The organism is Intrasporangium sp., from assembly GCF_039812505.1.
Lineage (GTDB): Bacteria > Actinomycetota > Actinomycetes > Actinomycetales > Dermatophilaceae > Intrasporangium_A.
The window spans coordinates 1-16,096 of sequence record NZ_JBDIAQ010000002.1 but is presented as its reverse complement, the minus strand read 5'-3'; the positions used below and the strand labels follow the sequence as shown (position 1 = coordinate 16,096).

Sequence of the window (16,096 nt, the reverse complement as noted above, 5' to 3'; positions counted from 1 at the left end):
CATTCCGGCCCGAGGAGGACGTCGTGCGCGAGGACCAGCGAGGCCAGCACCGGTCCGTGGCCCGCACCTCTGCCGTGGTCGCGGCGACCGAGCTCCTCGCGGCGAGCTGCACCCAGCGTCTCGGCCATCCCCTCGAGGTGCTCGATCTCGGCGGAGGCACCGGCGGAGTCGCCGTCCCGCTCGCCGTCTCGGGCCACCGGGTCACCGTCGTCGACCCCAGCCCGAACGCCCTGGCCGCACTCGGCGACCGCGCCCGTGAGGCCGGAGTCTCCGGCCGGGTCACCGGGCTGCAGGGCGACGGCGACTCCCTCGAGTCGGTCCTGCCCGGCGCCATCTTCGACCTCGCCTGCTGCCACGGCACGCTCGAGTTCGTCGACGACCCGTCCAGGACCCTGCGCGCGACGGCGACGGTCCTTCGGCCGGGCGGGGTGCTGTCCCTCGTCGTCGCCGGCCGACTCGCCGTCGTCTTCGCCAAGGCGATCGGCGGCGAGTTCGGCCACGCCCGCGCCGCCCTGCTCGACCCTGCCGGGCGCTGGGGCGCCCAGGACCCGCTCCCGCGCCGGTTCGACCTCGACCGGCTCACCGGACTGCTCACCGCGGCCGGGTTCGCCATCGAGCAGGCCCGTGGTGCCGGGATTCTCTCGCACCTGGTCCCGGCCTCGCTCGTCGACTCGGAGGCCGACCGCGCTGCTCTCGACGAGCTCGACGACCTGCTCGTGCGCGGGTCGGGCCGAGAGGTCCTCGGCACGCTCGGCAGTGCCCTGTACGTCGTCGCCCGTCGCGGCTGAGGGCCGGGCCCGCCGGAGCGCCGTGCGATGAGTCGCCGTCAGTTCAGCGTGCCGGCCCGGCGCGAGCCCGGACCGCCCGACGACACCGGGTGCACGACCCTGCACGTCGACATGGACGCCTTCTACGCGTCCGCCTCGCTCCTCTCGCGACCGGACCTTCGCGGACGGCCGGTCATCATCGGTGGTTCCGGACGGTCGGTCGTGTTGTCGGCCACCTACGAGGCCCGGGCGTTCGGGGTCACCTCGGCCATGCCGATGGCACAGGCACGACGGCTCTGCCCACACGCCGTCGTCATCCCGCCCGACCACCGTCGCTATGCCGCGATCTCGGAGGCGATCATGGCGACGTTCGCGACGTTCACCGAGCTCGTCGAGCCACTCTCGCTCGACGAGGCCTTCCTCGACGTCTCGGGTGCCGCCCGGCGGGTCGGGCCACCGGCCCGGGTCGGCGAGCTGCTGCGAGACACCATCGCCGACGAACAGGGCATCACCTGCTCGGTCGGCGTCGCCACGACGAAGTTCGTCGCCAAGCTCGCCTCGGGCCTGGCCAAACCGGACGGCCTGCTCGTCGTGCCGCGTGACGAGACGGTCGCCTTCCTGCACCAGCTGCCCGTCGCGGCGATCTGGGGAGTCGGGGACCGCACCGAGGAGCACCTGCACCGGCTCGGCCTGCGCACCATCGCCGACCTGGCCCACACCCCGGTCGAGACGCTCCAGCGTGCCCTCGGTGGGGCTGCCGGGCGCACCCTGCACGATCTTGCCTGGGGCCGCGACCCGCGGCCGGTCGAGCGGCAGCGGCGGGAGAAGTCCATCGGTGCCGACGAGACCTTCTCCTACGACGTCGACGACCCCGCCGTGGTGCGCCGCGAGCTGCTGCGCCTGTCCGACCGGACCGCGGCTCGGGCCCGAGCCGCGGGGGTGAGCGGGCGGACCGTGTCGATCAAGGTCCGGTTCGCCGACTTCACGACGATCACCCGAGCCAAGACGCTGCGCGGGCACACCGACGTGTCACGGGAGATCCACGCCACCGCGGTCGAGCTGTTCGACCGGCTCGGCCTGCAGCGGACGCGCATCCGACTCGTCGGGGTCCGGCTCGAAGGGCTCGCTCGATCGAGCGGGACCCCGATCCAGGCGACGCTCGACGAGCCGGAGCGGGGGTGGCGCGAGGCCGACCGAGCGGTCGACCGCGCGAGCGCCCGGTTCGGCGCCGGCTCGGTTCGTCCGGCCAGCCTCATCCCCGACTCGGGCTCAGGTTCACAGGACGAGCAACCGGACCTATCCTGAAAGGGAGTCCACGTATGATCAGTGTCAAGTCGGATCACACCGGATTCCAGAGTCGGACGCACAGCACAGGGAGGTGCCAAGTGGCACTCTCGGAACACGAGGAGGCGCTCCTTCAGCAGATGGAGGAGGCGCTCTATGCCGAGGACCCGCGATTCGCCTCGCGGATCCAGAAGACGCGGTCTCGCCGTCTGGGGCGAGGACGGATCGTCATCGGTGTCGTGGCTGGTGTGGCCGGGCTCGCTCTGGTGATCTTCTCCGCCATGAGCTCGCTCATCTGGCTGGGGGCCATCGGCTTCGCCGTCATGGTCGCCGGCATCGCCTATGCCGTCTCTCCGGCGCGCACAGCACTGCGCTCCGTCGGCGAGAACGGCACGGCAACGAGCCATTCCCGAGGCAAGGGCAAGCAGACGGCCGGCCACGGCAGCTTCATGGAGCGGCTCGAGCAGCGATGGGAGAAGCGTCGGCGAGACCAGTGGTGAGTGAGCGGCACCGCCGCACCGAGGTCACCGCTCAGCCCGCCTGATGTGCTCGCTACGCCAGTGACCCCGGCGCCAGGCGTCCTGATGCGTGACTTCGAGTGGCTCTGGCCGTACTTGGACGCTCTGGGCGGTTGATTGTGGTCGGCCAGCCGACGTGTTCTGTTCAGAGAGCCGACACGCGTTCAGCGAGCGATCGAGAACGACGCCCGAGGAGATCGGACATGCGCCGGGCGTCGCCATACGTCGACCCAGCTCATTTGCCCCGTCGTCGTCCCCGGATCTTGCGCCCCAAGTGGACGCCATGCACGTCGATTGCCGGAGCGTTACCTCCTGGGTCGCCGCGGTGTCACCGCTTGGGTCGCCGGGGCGTCACCGTTCGTCGACGGGAGCGGATCCCGGGGTCTGTGCGAGCCGGGCACTCTCGTCGTGGATCTCGACGGCCAAGCCCTGCAACGCGGGCAGGTGCTCCCGGCCATGGTGGGCGCAGAAGAGCAGCTCACCGCCGGAGACGAGGCGAGCACGAACGTACGCCTGCGCGCCACACCGGTCACAGCGGTCTGCAGCCGTCAACTCGGGTGCCAACACTGTGTTCATCTCGTTCTCGCCTTCTCTCTTCCCTCGGGGCCCCCACGAGGGTGGCCCGACCAACTACGCCTGACGATCGCGACGGGCTCTCCTACCAGCCGCCTGGCCGGGCCGATCCTGCGCCGTCGCATCTCGTGGTCGTTCCAACAGTGAAACACGTTCATTCCTTCCCGTGGCGCAGGCTCGTGAGATGAGACGTGCTGATACCCAGATCGTTACCCAGCCGACGGCGTGTCGATCCTACCGGGACCCTTCGCCCCGGGCCTTGGACGCCCGGCATCGCCCCAGTTCCGCGAGCCTTCCTCGGTGTGTCAGGACCGCTCGTTAGCATGCTGTCGCCGGCCGGTGCGCGAGCCCGCTCGAGCCATGCAGGAGAAGCGACACTGCAGGAGAAGCAACACTGCAGGAGAAGCAACACTGCATGAAGAACGACACTGCACGAAAGAGGACACCGCACGAAAGAGGACACCGCACGTGGCATCCCGCCCCAGCTCCGCCAACGGCGACTACACCTCCCGTCACCTGCAGGTTCTCGAGGGGCTCGAGGCCGTCCGGAAGCGACCCGGGATGTACATCGGCTCGACCGACCGGCGTGGTCTCATGCACTGCCTCTGGGAGATCATCGACAACTCCGTCGACGAGGCGCTCGCGGGCGTGTGCACCGAGATACAGGTGATCCTCGGATCCGACGGGTCGATCGTCGTGCGAGACGACGGGCGAGGGATCCCGGTCGACATCGAGCCGCGCACCGGGCTCTCGGGCGTCGAGGTCGTCTTCACCAAGCTCCATGCCGGCGGCAAGTTCGGTGGCGGTTCCTACTCCGCGTCGGGTGGCCTGCACGGCGTCGGTGCCTCCGTGGTCAACGCGCTCTCCGCCCGGCTGGACGTCGAGGTGGACCGGGGCGGCAAGACGTATGCGATGAGCTTCCGGCGCGGTGAGCCGGGCGCCTTCCGGGACTCCGTGGGGGTCCACTCGCCCGAGGCGCCGTTCACCGCATACGAGTCCAAGCGGGCCCTGCCCGTCATCGGCAAGGTGCGCCGCGGGGTGTCCGGCTCGCGGGTCAGGTTCTGGCCGGACCCCCAGATCTTCCTCAAGGGCGCGACACTGGACTACGAGGCCCTGGCGGCGCGGGTGCGCCAGACCTCGTTCCTGGTCCCCGGCCTGCGCCTGGTGCTCCGCGACGAGCGGCCGGGATCCGGGCCGGAGACCCCGATCGAACAGGTCTTCCAGCACGAGGGCGGCATCACCGAGTACGCCGAGTTCCTCGCCCCCGACCCCGGCATCACCGACGTGTGGCGCCTGACCGGGTCCGGCAGCTTCACCGAGACGGTCCCGGTGCTGGACGACCGCGGTCACCTGACCCCCACCGCGGTGGACCGGGAGTGCCTGGTCGACATCGCGCTGCGCTGGGGGCAGGGGTACGACACCCGAGTCCAGTCGTTCGTCAACATCATCGCCACGCCCAAGGGTGGCACCCATGTGGCCGGCTTCGAGCAGGCCCTGCTCAAGGTCTTCCGCAAGCAGCTCGAGGTCAACGCCCGGCGGCTCAAGGTGGGCAGTGACAAGCCGGAGAAGGACGACGTCCTGGCCGGGCTCACCGCGGTCGTCACGGTTCGCCTGGCCGAGCCGCAGTTCGAGGGGCAGACCAAGGAGGTCCTCGGCACGTCGGCGGTGCGTGGCATCGTCGCCAGGGTCCTCGAGCAGCAGCTGACGGAGCGGATCACCTCGGGCCGGCGCGGTGACAAGGACCAGTCGGCCCGGCTGCTCGAGAAGGTCGTCGCGGAGATGAAGACGCGCATCAGCGCGCGGCTGCACAAGGAGACCCAGCGGCGCAAGAACGCCTTGGAGTCCTCCACCCTGCCGGCCAAGCTGCGCGACTGCCGCACCCACGACGTCGAGCGGTCGGAGCTGTTCATCGTCGAGGGCGACTCGGCCATGGGCACGGCCAAGGAGGCCCGCAACTCGGAGTTCCAGGCCCTCCTGCCGATCCGCGGCAAGATCCTGAACGTGCAGAAGGCATCGATCCAGGACATGCTCAAGAACGCCGAGTGCGCCGCGATCATCCAGGTCATCGGCGCCGGGTCGGGACGCACGTTCGACCTGGCCTCGGCCCGGTACGGCAAGGTCATCATCATGACCGACGCCGACGTCGACGGCGCCCACATCCGCACCCTGCTGCTCACCCTCTTCTTCCGCTACATGCGCCCGCTCGTCCAGGCCGGACGGGTCTTTGCCGCGATGCCCCCGCTGCACCGCATCGAGGTGGTGGGCGCCGGGGCGAAGAAGAACGAGCTGATCTACACCTACAACGAGCTGGAGCTGCGCCGCACCGTCAGCAGCCTGGAGAAGAAGGGCAAGCGCATCAAGCAGCCGCTCCAGCGCTACAAGGGGCTGGGCGAGATGGACGCCGATCAGCTGGCCGACACGACCATGGACCCGCGGCACCGCACCCTGCGCCGGGTCACCATGCGCGACCTCGACGCGGCCGAACGGGTCTTCGAGCTGCTGATGGGCAGCGACGTAGCGCCGCGCAAGGACTTCATCATCGAGTCGGCCGCCGAGGTCGATCGCGAGCGGATCGACGCCTGAGCCGGGTGCCCCGATCGGTATGCTGGCTCGGCACCCGCCGGGGTGGTGGAATGGCAGACACGGAGCACTCAAAATGCTCTGGCCGCAAGGTCGTGCGGGTTCAAGTCCCGCTCCCGGCACCGCTAGGCTCTCATCGTGACCGGAGACGAGAGCACCGCCGAGCAGACCGCGAAGCAACCGGCCGGCAAGCCCACCTCGGCGACCCGCATCGTCGTGGCCGAGGACGAGACGCTGATCCGGCTGGACCTGGTCGAGATGCTCGGTGAGCAGGGTTACGAGGTCGTCGGACAGGCGTCCAACGGTCAGCAGGCTGTCGAGCTCGCCACCGAGCTCGAGCCCGACGTCGTCATCATGGACATCAAGATGCCCGTGCTCGACGGGCTCGCGGCAGCCGAGCAGATCCACGACAACCACCTCTGCCCGGTCATCATGCTCACCGCCTTCTCGCAGACCGAGCTGGTCGAACGTGCCCGGGACGCCGGCGTCATGGCCTATGTCGTCAAGCCGTTCAGCGCCGACGACCTGCGACCCGCGATCGAGATCGCCCGCTCGCGCTGGCAGGAGGTCAAGGCGCTCGAGGCGGAGATCGCCGACCTCGGCGAGCGACTCGCGACGCGCAAGCTCGTCGACCGCGCCAAGGGCGTCCTGATGACCCAGCTCAAGCTCACCGAGGCAGACGCGTTCCGCTGGATCCAGAAGACCGCGATGGACCGTCGTCTCGGCATGAAAGAGGTCGCCGAGGCAGTCATCAAGGGCTTCCCCGCCGCCTGAGCGGCGGCCGGGCCGCGACGCAGGTCCGGTTTGGCCGGGCTTGGGCCGTCGACAGGTCACAACTTCAGAGCGAGTCCGGCCGAGGTCTGCGCAGCGACCCCCCCGCTGTGGTTCAATCCGGGCAGCGAATTTGAAGGAGGCCGCCGTGCGACCACGCCTGATCGCGATAGTAGCCGCGTTCTTCCTGCTCTGCCTGACCGGGGCCGGGGCCGCGAGCGCAGCCGTCGCGGGTGCCGCACCCACGCGCGCGGACCATCCCGCCCTGCAGACGGCCGAGGGCGACCAGAGCCTCAAGGGCACCCTGCGAGGACCTGGCGGCAAGCCCGCGAGCGGGGTCACGATCACCGCCGAGCAGAACGGCACGACCGTCGGCTCGGCCACCTCGGATGCCCAGGGCCAGTGGCAGATCCCACTTCCGGGCCCGGGCGAGTACACCCTCAAGCTCGACCTGTCGACGCTGCCGCAGGGAGTGCAGCCGCGCGACAAGGGTGGCGAGGTACTCGCCGCGGTCGTGGTCCGGCCACAGCAGCAGCGCACCGTCATCTTCCCGCTGATCAGCACCAGCCAGCAGCAGCAGCCGAAGCCGGGGTCGGCTCCGCAGCCGACGAGTGGGTCCAGCCAGTCGGGCGACCAGAACGAACCGGGTGCCACGGGCGAGGGCGGCGAGGGGGTGACCCTCGACCGGGTCCTGCAGCTCGTCGTCGAGGGGCTGAAGCTCGGCGCCATCATCGCGATCACGGCGGTGGGACTGTCGCTCATCTTCGGCACGACCCGGCTGATCAACTTCGCGCACGGCGAGCTGGTCACGATCGGCGCGGTCGTCGCGTTCTGGGTCAGCACGAGCCCTGGCTCGATGCCGCTGATCGTCGGCGGAGTCGCCGCCGTCATCGCGGGGGGCCTGTTCGGTGGTGGCCTGGACCTGGGCCTGTGGAGGCCGATGCGGCGGCGCGGCACCGGGTTGATCCAGATGTTCATCATCTCGATCGGCCTTTCGCTGTTCCTCCGCTACCTGATCCTGGTGGTGTTCTCGGGGCGGCGCGAGAAGTACTCGGAGTACGCGCTGCAGCCGGCCATGCAGCTCGGGCCGATCTCGATCACGCCGCGTGACCTCATCGTGACGCTCGCCTCCTTCGGCATCCTCGTCCTGGTCGCCGTGCTGCTGCAGCGCACCCGCATGGGCAAGGCCGCCCGCGCCGTGGCCGACAACAAGGACCTCGCCGAGGCCTCGGGCATCGACGTGGACCGGGTCATCCTGACGATCTGGGTCATCGGCGGCGCCCTCGCCGCGCTCGGGGGCGTCTTCTTCGGCGTGACCCAGGGTGCCGTCTACTGGGACATGGGCTTCAACCTGCTGCTGCTGATGTTCGCCGGTGTCATCCTCGGCGGGCTCGGCAGCGCCTACGGCGCGATGGTCGGCAGCATCATCGTCGGCCTCGTCTCGCAGCTGTCCAACCTGTGGTTCCCGCCGTCGCTGCAGAACGCGTGGGCGTTGCTCGCGCTCATCATCGTCCTGCTGATCCGGCCGCAGGGCATCCTCGGGCGAGCGGAGCGCGCCGGCTGAGGCGCAGGGAGTAGCGACCATGAACTTCACCGATGTCCTGTCCAACGCCCTGCGCGGCGCGCTCGGCCCGGAGGCCGCGATCTACGCCCTGGCCGCCGTCGGCCTCAACCTGCACTTCGGCTTCACCGGACTGCTCAACTTCGGCCACGTCGGGTTCATGCTCGTCGGCGCGTACGGCGTCGCCGTCAGCGTCTCGACCTGGGGCCTCAGCCTCTGGGTCGGGCTGCTCGTCGGGATCGCCTGCTCGGTCCTGCTCGCCCTGATCCTCGGCATCCCCACGCTCCGGCTGCGCGGGGACTACCTCGCGATCGCGACGATCGCCGGTGCGGAGGTGCTGCGCTACTTCTACCGGTCCGACTGGGCCGCGCCGATCACCGGCGGCGTCTACGGCCTGCGACAGTTCGCCGACGAGTTCTTCGCCCTCAACCCGTACAGCACCGACCTCGTGCTCGGACCGTTCTTCTTCTCGGCCCGCAACCTGTGGGTCATGACGGTCGGCTGGGGCCTGGTCGCCCTGACGTCGGTGCTGGTCCTGCTGCTGATCCGCAGTCCGTGGGGCCGGGTGCTGCGGGCCATCCGCGAGGACGAGCTGGCCGCGCGCAGCCTGGGCAAGAACGTGTACGCCTACAAGATGCAGTCGCTGGTGCTGGGCGGGGTCATCGGCGGCATCGCCGGAGCACTGATCGCGATCGCCACCCAGTCGGTCAACCCCGACAACTTCAACCCCGCGGTGACGTTCTACCTCTGGGCGATCATGATCCTCGGCGGGGCCAGCCGCATTCTCGGGCCGGTGCTCGGCTCGATCATCTTCTGGTTCCTGGCCACCTTCCTCGACTCGCTGCTGCGCAACGCGACCGCATCGGGGGTCATCTCGGGCGATGTCCTCAGCGGCCCGGACGTCGGCGCGATGCGGTTCGTCTTCGTCGGGCTGTGCCTGCTGCTGCTCATGATCTACCGACCTGCCGGGATCCTCGGCGACCCCAAGGAGCTGCGTCTCGATGTCCGATGAGATGAGCAACCCCACCGTCGTCGAGGCTCGCGAGGAGATCGTCGCGACCGGCGCAGCCGTCAAGAGCGAGGGGGCCAGGCGGGCCGCAGCCGCCCTGGCGGGAGTCGCCGCCGAGCCCGGCGTCGCCAAGCCCGACGCGATCCTCGTGGCCGACAACGTGAGCAGGTCCTTCGGCGGTGTCAAGGCCGTCCGGGTCGACCACCTGGAGGTCCAGCGCAGCACGATAACGGCCCTCATCGGCCCGAACGGAGCCGGCAAGTCCACCTTCTTCAACCTGGTCAGCGGGTTCGACAAGCCGGACACGGGCAGCTGGTCGTTCAACGGCACGGACATCAGCGGCTCGCCGGCCTACCGGATCGCCCGGCTCGGCATGGTGCGCACGTTCCAGCTCACCAAGGCCCTGATGCGGCTGACGACCCTCGAGAACGTCATGCTCGGGGCGACCGGACAGCGGGGCGAACGGATGCTCACCGCTCCACTGCGCTGGGTGTGGACGAGCCAGGAGAAGGACGTCGAGCAGCGGGCCGACGCCCTCATCGAGAGGTTCCGACTCGGGCACATGCGCGACGAGTTCGCCGGCACCATGTCAGGTGGCCAGCGCAAGCTGCTCGAGATGGCCCGGGCGATGATGGTCGGGCCGACGATGATCATGCTGGACGAGCCGATGGCCGGCGTGAACCCGGCTCTCGTGCAGTCTCTGCTGGGCCACATCCAGCAGCTGCGAGACGACGGCATGTCGATCGTCCTCGTCGAGCACGACATGGACGTCATCATGAGCATCAGCGACTGGATCGTGGTCTTCGCCGAGGGTGCGGTCATCGCCGAGGGCCGGCCCGACGACATCCGCACGAACGAGAAGGTCATCGAGGCCTACCTCGGCAAGCGCCGGGCCCTCCCCACGACCTCGGAGGACGCATCATGAGCAACGCGGCAGGCAGCGGGTCGGATGTCGGAGGGTCGACGGGGACGGGTCCGCCCCTGCTCCGGTCGAAGGAGCTCGTCGCGGGCTACATCCCCGAGGTGAACGTCCTGAACGGGTGCACCGTCCACGTCGAGCAGGGTGAGCTGGTGGGGATCATCGGCCCCAACGGGGCCGGCAAGTCCACCCTGATCAAGGCCATGTTCGGGCTGGTCCCGATCCGGGGGGGACAGGTCCTGCTGCGCGACGAGGAGATCACCGGGGCGCGCGCGCACCATCTGGTGGCCAAGGGTCTCGGGTACGTTCCGCAGAACGACAACGTGTTCCCCTCGCTGACCATCGAGGAGACGCTGCAGATGGGGATCTACCTGCGCCCCAAGGAGTTCGGGGTGCGGTTCAAGGTAGTCGTCGAGCTCTTCCCGCTCCTGGGCCAGCGCAGCCACCAGCGCTGCGGCTCGCTCTCGGGCGGTGAGCGGCAGGTGGTCGCCATGGGCCGCGCGCTCATGACCAGCCCCGACGTCCTCTTCCTCGACGAGCCGTCGGCCGGCCTGTCGCCGATCATGCAGGACAGCGTCTTCGAGGCCGTCAAGACGATCAACGACTCGGGGGTCTCGATCCTCATGGTCGAGCAGAACGCCAACAGCTGCCTCGAGATCAGCGACCGCGCCTACGTCCTCGACCAGGGCAAGGACGCCTACACCGGCACCGGCCGCCAGCTCATGGCAGATCCCAAGGTCGTCGAGCTGTACCTCGGCACCCTGGCCCGGATCGCCACGTAGACCGTGCCGCCCAGGCGGAAGGGCCCTGACCACCGCGGTGGTCAGGGCCCTTCTCGGGTATGCCGCTCGGCTCAGCGAGCGGGTCGGCTGCCCCCGGTCACGAGGCCGGCTTGGACTGGACGGTCCTGAGGGTCTTCAGGGCGCCGGTCTTGTCGAACTCGTAGACCTCGATCGAGGCGCTACCGGGCTCACCGGCGTCGGTGAAGTCGAGCGGGCCGCTCGCGCCGTCGTAGTCGACGTCCTTGCCCTCGTCGATGAGCTTCTTGCAGTCGGCGAAGCTGGTGCACTTGTCGCCGTCCTTGGTGATGCCGTTGACGTACTTCTTGAAGTCGTCGGCCTTGGTCGACTTCGCCTGCTCGGCGGCGAGCGCCAGGATGTTGACGCAGTCGTAGACCTGCGGGGCGAACTGGACCTCCTTGAGCGAGGGCGCGAACGTCTTGAGGTTCTTCAGGAAGTCCGGGTTGTCGGCCGAGGCGGGCGCCGTGCCCTTGAAGCCCGCGAGCTTGCTCGGGTCCTTCGGGCTGACGAGCTTGCCGAGGTCGGCGTTGCGCAGGCCGTCGGCGCCGTACATGCCGACCTTCTGCGGCGTCAGCCCCGCCTCGATCAGGCCCTGGATGATCTGCTTGCCCTCCTCGAAGGCGACGATCACGACGGCGTCGGGCTTCTTGGCGACGATGTTCTGGACCGTCGCGTTGAAGTCGGTCGCCTTGGGGTCGTAGGTCTCGTTGAGCACGACCGTCGCGCCGCCGTTCTGCAACGCCTTGGCCGTCGCGTCGGCCAGACCCTTGCCGTAGTCGTCGGCCCGAGCGGTGATCGCCACCTGGCTGTGGCCGTCGGAGATGACCTGGTCGGCCAGCACCGGGCCCTGCAGCGCGTCCGAGGGCGCGGTGCGGAAGTACAGCCCGTTGTCCTTGTAGCCGGTGAACGTCGGGGCCGTGTTGGACCCGGAGCACTGGGCGACGCCCGCCCCGGTGACCTTGTCGATGATCGCCAGGGACATGCCGGAGGCGGCGGCGCCGATGATGGCGTTGACGCCCGCGGCGAGCACCCGGTCCGCGGCCTGGTTGGCGAGGGCCTGGTCGTCGGCCTCGTCACCGCCGACCGGGGCGGGCAGCTGCTTGCCCAGCACGCCGCCGTCCTTGTTGATCAGCGAGATCGCGTACTTCATCGCCTCGATCTGCGGCGGGCCGAGGTAGGCCAGCGAACCGGTCTCGGGAAGCACGTAGCCGAACTTCATCGCCTCGGCCGACCCCCCGCCGGCCGTGCTCCCACCGGTCGGGCTGCCGCCCGTACCGCCGGTATTGCCGCCGCCCCCACACGCCGCGGCAAGTAGTGTCACGGCCGCCACCGCGGTGGCAGCCCTGAGCCCTGTCAAACGCATTCTTCCCTCCCGCAAGAGTCCGGGCGCAGCCATCCACGCCCGATGGTGTGCGGCCACCCTAGTGGGGTGGCGGCGCGTCCGGGGGACATGAGACCAACCTGTGACCCGGGTCCGGGAACACCTTCCGGAGTCGGGCTACCGAGCGTAGGGTCAGGATGTTGGCTCGGGGTCTGACAGGAGGATGCATGGGTAGACCAGGGGTCGAGGTGCAGCGCGTCGAGGGAGCCCTGCGTGGCCCTTTCATCGAGCTGTGGGTGGCGCACCGCATCGAGTCCGGCACGACCCCCGAGGCGGCCCGCCGGCTCGCGGACGACGGGACCCTGAGCACCGCGCTCGACCGGCCCGACATCTGCGCGTTCATCGCCTCCGTCGAGGGCCGCCCGGCCGGTTACGTCCTGGTCGTCGACTCCACGCGCAGCCCGCTGGTGGATGCGCCGTGCGTGTCGATCAGCATGCTCCATGTGCTGCCCGAGCACCGTCGGCAGGGTGTCGCCACGGCGCTGCTCGCGACGACGCTGCGGTACGCCGACAGGGTCGGGGCGGGGCATGTCGCGAGCCTCGTGCCGGCACACGACCGCGAGAGCAACCGGTTCTTCGCCCGGATCGGCTTCGCGCCCGAGACCGTCCGTCGGGTCACCTCCGTGTCGGCACTCGAGCGTCGGCTCGCCGGAGTGGGTGCGTCCTCCCGGCGCCCGATCGCCCAGGTGCTCCAGCGCCGCCGCGACCTGCGCGCCCGCGGACGCCGCGTGCCCCCGCCGCGCACGATCGGCTGAACGGGATCACTCCCGCGCCGGCGGGGCGTCGCGCAGCAGGCAGGTGATCCGGGAGGTGCAGACCCGCTCGCCGGCCGCGTCGGTGATCGCGACGTCGTAGGTGGCCACCGTCCGGCCGCCGCTGAGCAGGGTGGCCACGCCCGTCACGGTGCCCTGACGGGCGGCCCGGTGGTGGGTCGCGTTGATGTTCAGCCCGACGGCGACGCGACCGGGACCGGCGCAGAGTCCGGCCCCGACGGAGCCGAGCGTCTCGGCCAGCACGACGCTCGCGCCACCGTGGAGCAGGCCGTACGGCTGGGTGTTCCCGGCGACCGGCATGGTTCCCACGACCCGTTCCCGGGTGGCCTCGGTGATCTCGATCCCCATCCGCTCGATGAGGGTGCCCTTGGTCTGGCCCTGCAGCGACGCGAGGATCTCGGAGACGTCGGTCATGGTGCCGATCGTAGGCCGGGCCGTCGGTGGCGGTGGCTAGGCTTCCCGTGTGAGCCGACTCCTCCTGCTCGACGGGCACTCGCTGGCCTACCGCGCCTTCTTCGCACTGCCGGTGGAGAACTTCTCGACATCGACCGGCCAGCACACCAACGCCGTCTACGGGTTCACCTCGATGCTGATCAACGTGCTGCGCGACGAGCAACCGACCCACGTCGCCGTCGCGTTCGACCTGTCCCGGCCCACCTTCCGCTCCGAGCAGTACGCCGAGTACAAGGCCGGGCGGGCCCGCACCCCCGACGAGTTCCAGGGACAGATCTCGCTTCTCCACGAGGTCCTGGCCGCCCTGCGCATCCGCTACGTCGAGCTCGAGGGCTACGAGGCCGACGACATCATCGCGACGCTCTCCGGCCAGGCACGCGACCGGGGCATGGAGGTGCTGATCTGCTCCGGAGACCGCGACACCTTCCAGCTCGTCTCCGACACGGTCACCGTGCTCTACCCGGTCCGGGGGGTCTCGGAGCTGTCCCGGATGACGCCGGCCGCCGTCGAGGAGCGGTACGGGGTGCCGCCGGCCCGGTACAGCGACCTGGCCGCACTCGTCGGCGAGACCTCCGACAACCTGCCGGGCGTGCCGGGGGTCGGGCCCAAGACCGCGGCGAAGTGGATCGGCCAGTTCGGCGACCTCGCCGGCATCGTGGCCGGCGTCGACCAGGTCAAGGGCAAGGCCGGGCAGTCGCTGCGCGAGCACCTCGACCAGGTGCTGCGCAACCGGCGGCTCAACCAGCTCGTGAGCGACGCGCCAGTGGGGGTCACCGTCGACGAGCTGGAGCGGGGGCAGTGGGACCGCGAGCAGGTCCACACCCTCTTCGACGGGCTCGAGTTCCGGGTGCTGCGCGACCGGCTCTTCTCCACCATCGAGGCTCCCGAGCCCGAGGCGGAGGCCGGCTATGACATCGCGGGCACGGTCCTGCACCCGGACGCGGTGCCCGGCTGGGTGGCCGCACATCTGACCCCGGCCCAGCGGGCCGGCCTGGACGCAGTCGGGAGCTGGGCGCACGGCACCGGCGACGTCGTCGCGCTCGCGATCGCCAGCCCCGACGGCAGCGCCGCCTTCGTCGAGGTCACGATGCTGACCCCACAGGGCGAGGCCGCCGTGGGCGGCTGGCTCGAGTCGGCGGAGCACCCGAAGGCCATGCACGACGCGAAGGGCCCGATCGAGGCGCTCGCGGCGCGTGGCTGGCGACTGGCCGGGCTCACCTCCGACACCCAGCTCGCGGCCTACCTGGTCAAGCCTGACCAGCGGTCCTACCACCTCGACGACCTCGTGCTGCGCAACCTGAAGCGCGAGCTCGGCAGGGCGACCGAGAGCGGCCAGGGGCTGCTCGACCTCGACGGCGACGCGCACGTCGCGGAGAGCACGATGGTCCGGGCCAGCGCCATCCGCGACCTGGCAGACGCCCTCGACGCGCAGCTCGAGGCCACCGGCGGCACCGCTCTGCTGGCCGACATGGAGATCCCGCTGGTCGACGTGCTGGCCCGGATGGAGGAGACCGGCATTGCCGTCGACGCGGCGGGCCTCGAGGCGCTCGAGCAGGAGTTCGCCGCCAAGGTGGAGCAGGCCCAGCAGGAGGCGTGGGACGCGATCGACGGGGAGCAGATCAACCTCGGCTCGCCCAAGCAGCTGCAGACCGTGCTGTTCGACCAGCTGCAGATGCCCAAGACGAAGAAGACCAAGACCGGCCACACGACCGACGCCGACGCGCTCACCGAGCTCTGGGTCAAGACCGAGCACCCCTTCCTCAAGGCGCTGCTGGAGCACCGCGACGCGGCCAAGCTGCGGGTGACGGTCGAGGGCCTGCAGAAGTCCGTGGCCGACGACGGACGGATCCACACCACCTACCTGCAGACCATGGCCGCGACCGGGCGGCTCTCCTCGGCCGACCCGAACCTGCAGAACGTGCCGATCCGCACCGAGGCGGGCCGGCGCATCCGCGGCCTGTTCGTCGTCGGGGCCGGCTACGAGTCGCTGATGTCCGCCGACTACTCGCAGATCGAGATGCGCGTGATGGCCCACCTGTCCGGTGACGCGGGGCTCATCGCCGCGTTCCGGTCGGGCGAGGACCTGCACAGCTTCGTCGGGTCGCAGGTCTTCGGCGTGCCACCGCAGGAGGTCACCGCCGCGATGCGCTCGAAGATCAAGGCGATGTCCTATGGGCTCGCCTACGGCCTGTCCGCCTATGGCCTCTCGAAGCAGCTCGGCATCAGCACCGAGGAGGCACGCGGGCTGATGGCAGGCTACTTCGAGCGGTTCGGCGGGGTGCGCGACTACCTCGCCGGGGTCGTGGCCCAGGCCAGGGTGACCGGCTGGACCGCGACGATGTTCGGCCGGCGCCGCTACCTGCCCGACCTCACCTCCGACAACCGGCAGCGCCGCGAGATGGCCGAGCGGATGGCGCTCAACGCCCCGATCCAGGGCTCGGCGGCCGACATCATGAAGGTCGCGATGCTGGGCGTCGACCGAACTCTGCGACAGGAGGGCCTGCGATCCCGGATCCTGCTGCAGGTCCACGACGAGCTCGTCCTCGAGGTCGCGCCGGGTGAACAGGAGCTGGTGGAGCGGGTCGTGCGCACCGAGATGGGCGGCGCGACGGCGATGGACGTGCCGCTCGACGTCAACATCGGCATCGGCCGGTCCTGGCAGGACGCGGCCCACTGACCCGCCGGCCCTGGGCCGGTGCGGCGAGCG

The 16,096-nt window shown here is 70.1% G+C and carries 14 protein-coding genes and 1 tRNA gene; 12 read left to right on the top strand and 3 right to left on the bottom strand.

Annotation, left to right across the window (positions count from 1 at the left end; genetic code table 11):
- Nucleotides 1-23: 23 nt before the first annotated feature.
- The 3 genes from WMI84_RS00475 to WMI84_RS00465 all read left to right on the top strand — a co-directional run bounded on the left by WMI84_RS00475 (nt 24) and on the right by WMI84_RS00465 (nt 2,551).
- On the top strand, nt 24-788 hold the full coding sequence (locus WMI84_RS00475) for a methyltransferase domain-containing protein (RefSeq protein ID WP_347350022.1): 765 nt from the start codon (nt 24-26) through the stop codon (nt 786-788).
- 27 nt (nt 789-815) lie between these two features.
- Nucleotides 816-2,072, top strand: coding sequence for a DNA polymerase IV (dinB, locus tag WMI84_RS00470; RefSeq protein WP_347350021.1), 1,257 nt, complete (start codon nt 816-818; stop codon nt 2,070-2,072).
- Between the two features lie 80 nt (nt 2,073-2,152).
- Entirely contained in the window at nt 2,153-2,551 is a 399-nt protein-coding gene (locus WMI84_RS00465) for a DUF3040 domain-containing protein (protein WP_347350020.1), read from the top strand.
- Nucleotides 2,552-2,920: 369 nt separating this feature from the next.
- Here the strand turns inward: WMI84_RS00465 and WMI84_RS00460 are convergent, their stop codons facing one another.
- Nucleotides 2,921-3,145: a hypothetical protein gene (locus WMI84_RS00460; protein ID WP_347350019.1), complete on the bottom strand. Its 225-nt coding sequence runs from the start codon at nt 3,143-3,145 to the stop codon at nt 2,921-2,923.
- Nucleotides 3,146-3,610: 465 nt separating this feature from the next.
- On the opposite strand from WMI84_RS00460, the gene WMI84_RS00455 reads away from it, so the two are divergent.
- The 7 genes from WMI84_RS00455 to WMI84_RS00425 all read left to right on the top strand — a co-directional run bounded on the left by WMI84_RS00455 (nt 3,611) and on the right by WMI84_RS00425 (nt 10,764).
- On the top strand, nt 3,611-5,725 hold the full coding sequence (locus tag WMI84_RS00455) for a DNA topoisomerase IV subunit B (RefSeq protein ID WP_347350018.1): 2,115 nt from the start codon (nt 3,611-3,613) through the stop codon (nt 5,723-5,725).
- 36 nt (nt 5,726-5,761) lie between these two features.
- Nucleotides 5,762-5,844, top strand: a tRNA-Leu gene (locus tag WMI84_RS00450).
- Nucleotides 5,845-5,932: 88 nt separating this feature from the next.
- Nucleotides 5,933-6,496: a response regulator gene (locus WMI84_RS00445; RefSeq protein ID WP_347350083.1), complete on the top strand. Its 564-nt coding sequence runs from the start codon at nt 5,933-5,935 to the stop codon at nt 6,494-6,496.
- A 145-nt stretch (nt 6,497-6,641) separates the two neighbouring features.
- Entirely contained in the window at nt 6,642-8,057 is a 1,416-nt protein-coding gene (locus WMI84_RS00440; protein WP_347350017.1) for a branched-chain amino acid ABC transporter permease, read from the top strand.
- Between the two features lie 19 nt (nt 8,058-8,076).
- Nucleotides 8,077-9,066, top strand: a complete 990-nt coding sequence (locus WMI84_RS00435) for a branched-chain amino acid ABC transporter permease (protein WP_347350016.1) — start codon at nt 8,077-8,079, stop codon at nt 9,064-9,066.
- Nucleotides 9,056-9,988 (top strand): ABC transporter ATP-binding protein, encoded by a 933-nt coding sequence (locus tag WMI84_RS00430; protein WP_347350015.1) that lies wholly within the window; start codon nt 9,056-9,058, stop codon nt 9,986-9,988. Before WMI84_RS00435 ends, WMI84_RS00430 begins: the two co-directional genes overlap by 11 nt.
- Nucleotides 9,985-10,764, top strand: coding sequence for an ABC transporter ATP-binding protein (locus tag WMI84_RS00425; protein ID WP_347350014.1), 780 nt, complete (start codon nt 9,985-9,987; stop codon nt 10,762-10,764). The genes WMI84_RS00430 and WMI84_RS00425 overlap by 4 nt, the downstream gene beginning before the upstream one ends.
- 97 nt (nt 10,765-10,861) lie before the next feature.
- Here the strand turns inward: WMI84_RS00425 and WMI84_RS00420 are convergent, their stop codons facing one another.
- Nucleotides 10,862-12,001 (bottom strand): ABC transporter substrate-binding protein, encoded by a 1,140-nt coding sequence (locus WMI84_RS00420; RefSeq protein WP_347350013.1) that lies wholly within the window; start codon nt 11,999-12,001, stop codon nt 10,862-10,864.
- Nucleotides 12,002-12,330: 329 nt separating this feature from the next.
- Between WMI84_RS00420 and WMI84_RS00415 the strand changes: the two genes are divergently transcribed.
- Entirely contained in the window at nt 12,331-12,918 is a 588-nt protein-coding gene (locus WMI84_RS00415) for a GNAT family N-acetyltransferase (protein ID WP_347350012.1), read from the top strand.
- A 6-nt stretch (nt 12,919-12,924) separates the two neighbouring features.
- Here the strand turns inward: WMI84_RS00415 and WMI84_RS00410 are convergent, their stop codons facing one another.
- The gene (locus tag WMI84_RS00410; protein ID WP_347350011.1) at nt 12,925-13,350 is read right to left on the bottom strand and encodes a hotdog fold thioesterase; all 426 of its coding nucleotides are present in this window, start codon (nt 13,348-13,350) and stop codon (nt 12,925-12,927) included.
- 49 nt (nt 13,351-13,399) lie between these two features.
- Here WMI84_RS00410 and polA point away from each other — a divergent pair, with 49 nt between their 5' ends.
- Nucleotides 13,400-16,066: a DNA polymerase I gene (polA, locus tag WMI84_RS00405; protein ID WP_347350010.1), complete on the top strand. Its 2,667-nt coding sequence runs from the start codon at nt 13,400-13,402 to the stop codon at nt 16,064-16,066.
- The last annotated feature ends 30 nt before the right edge of the window (nt 16,067-16,096 follow it).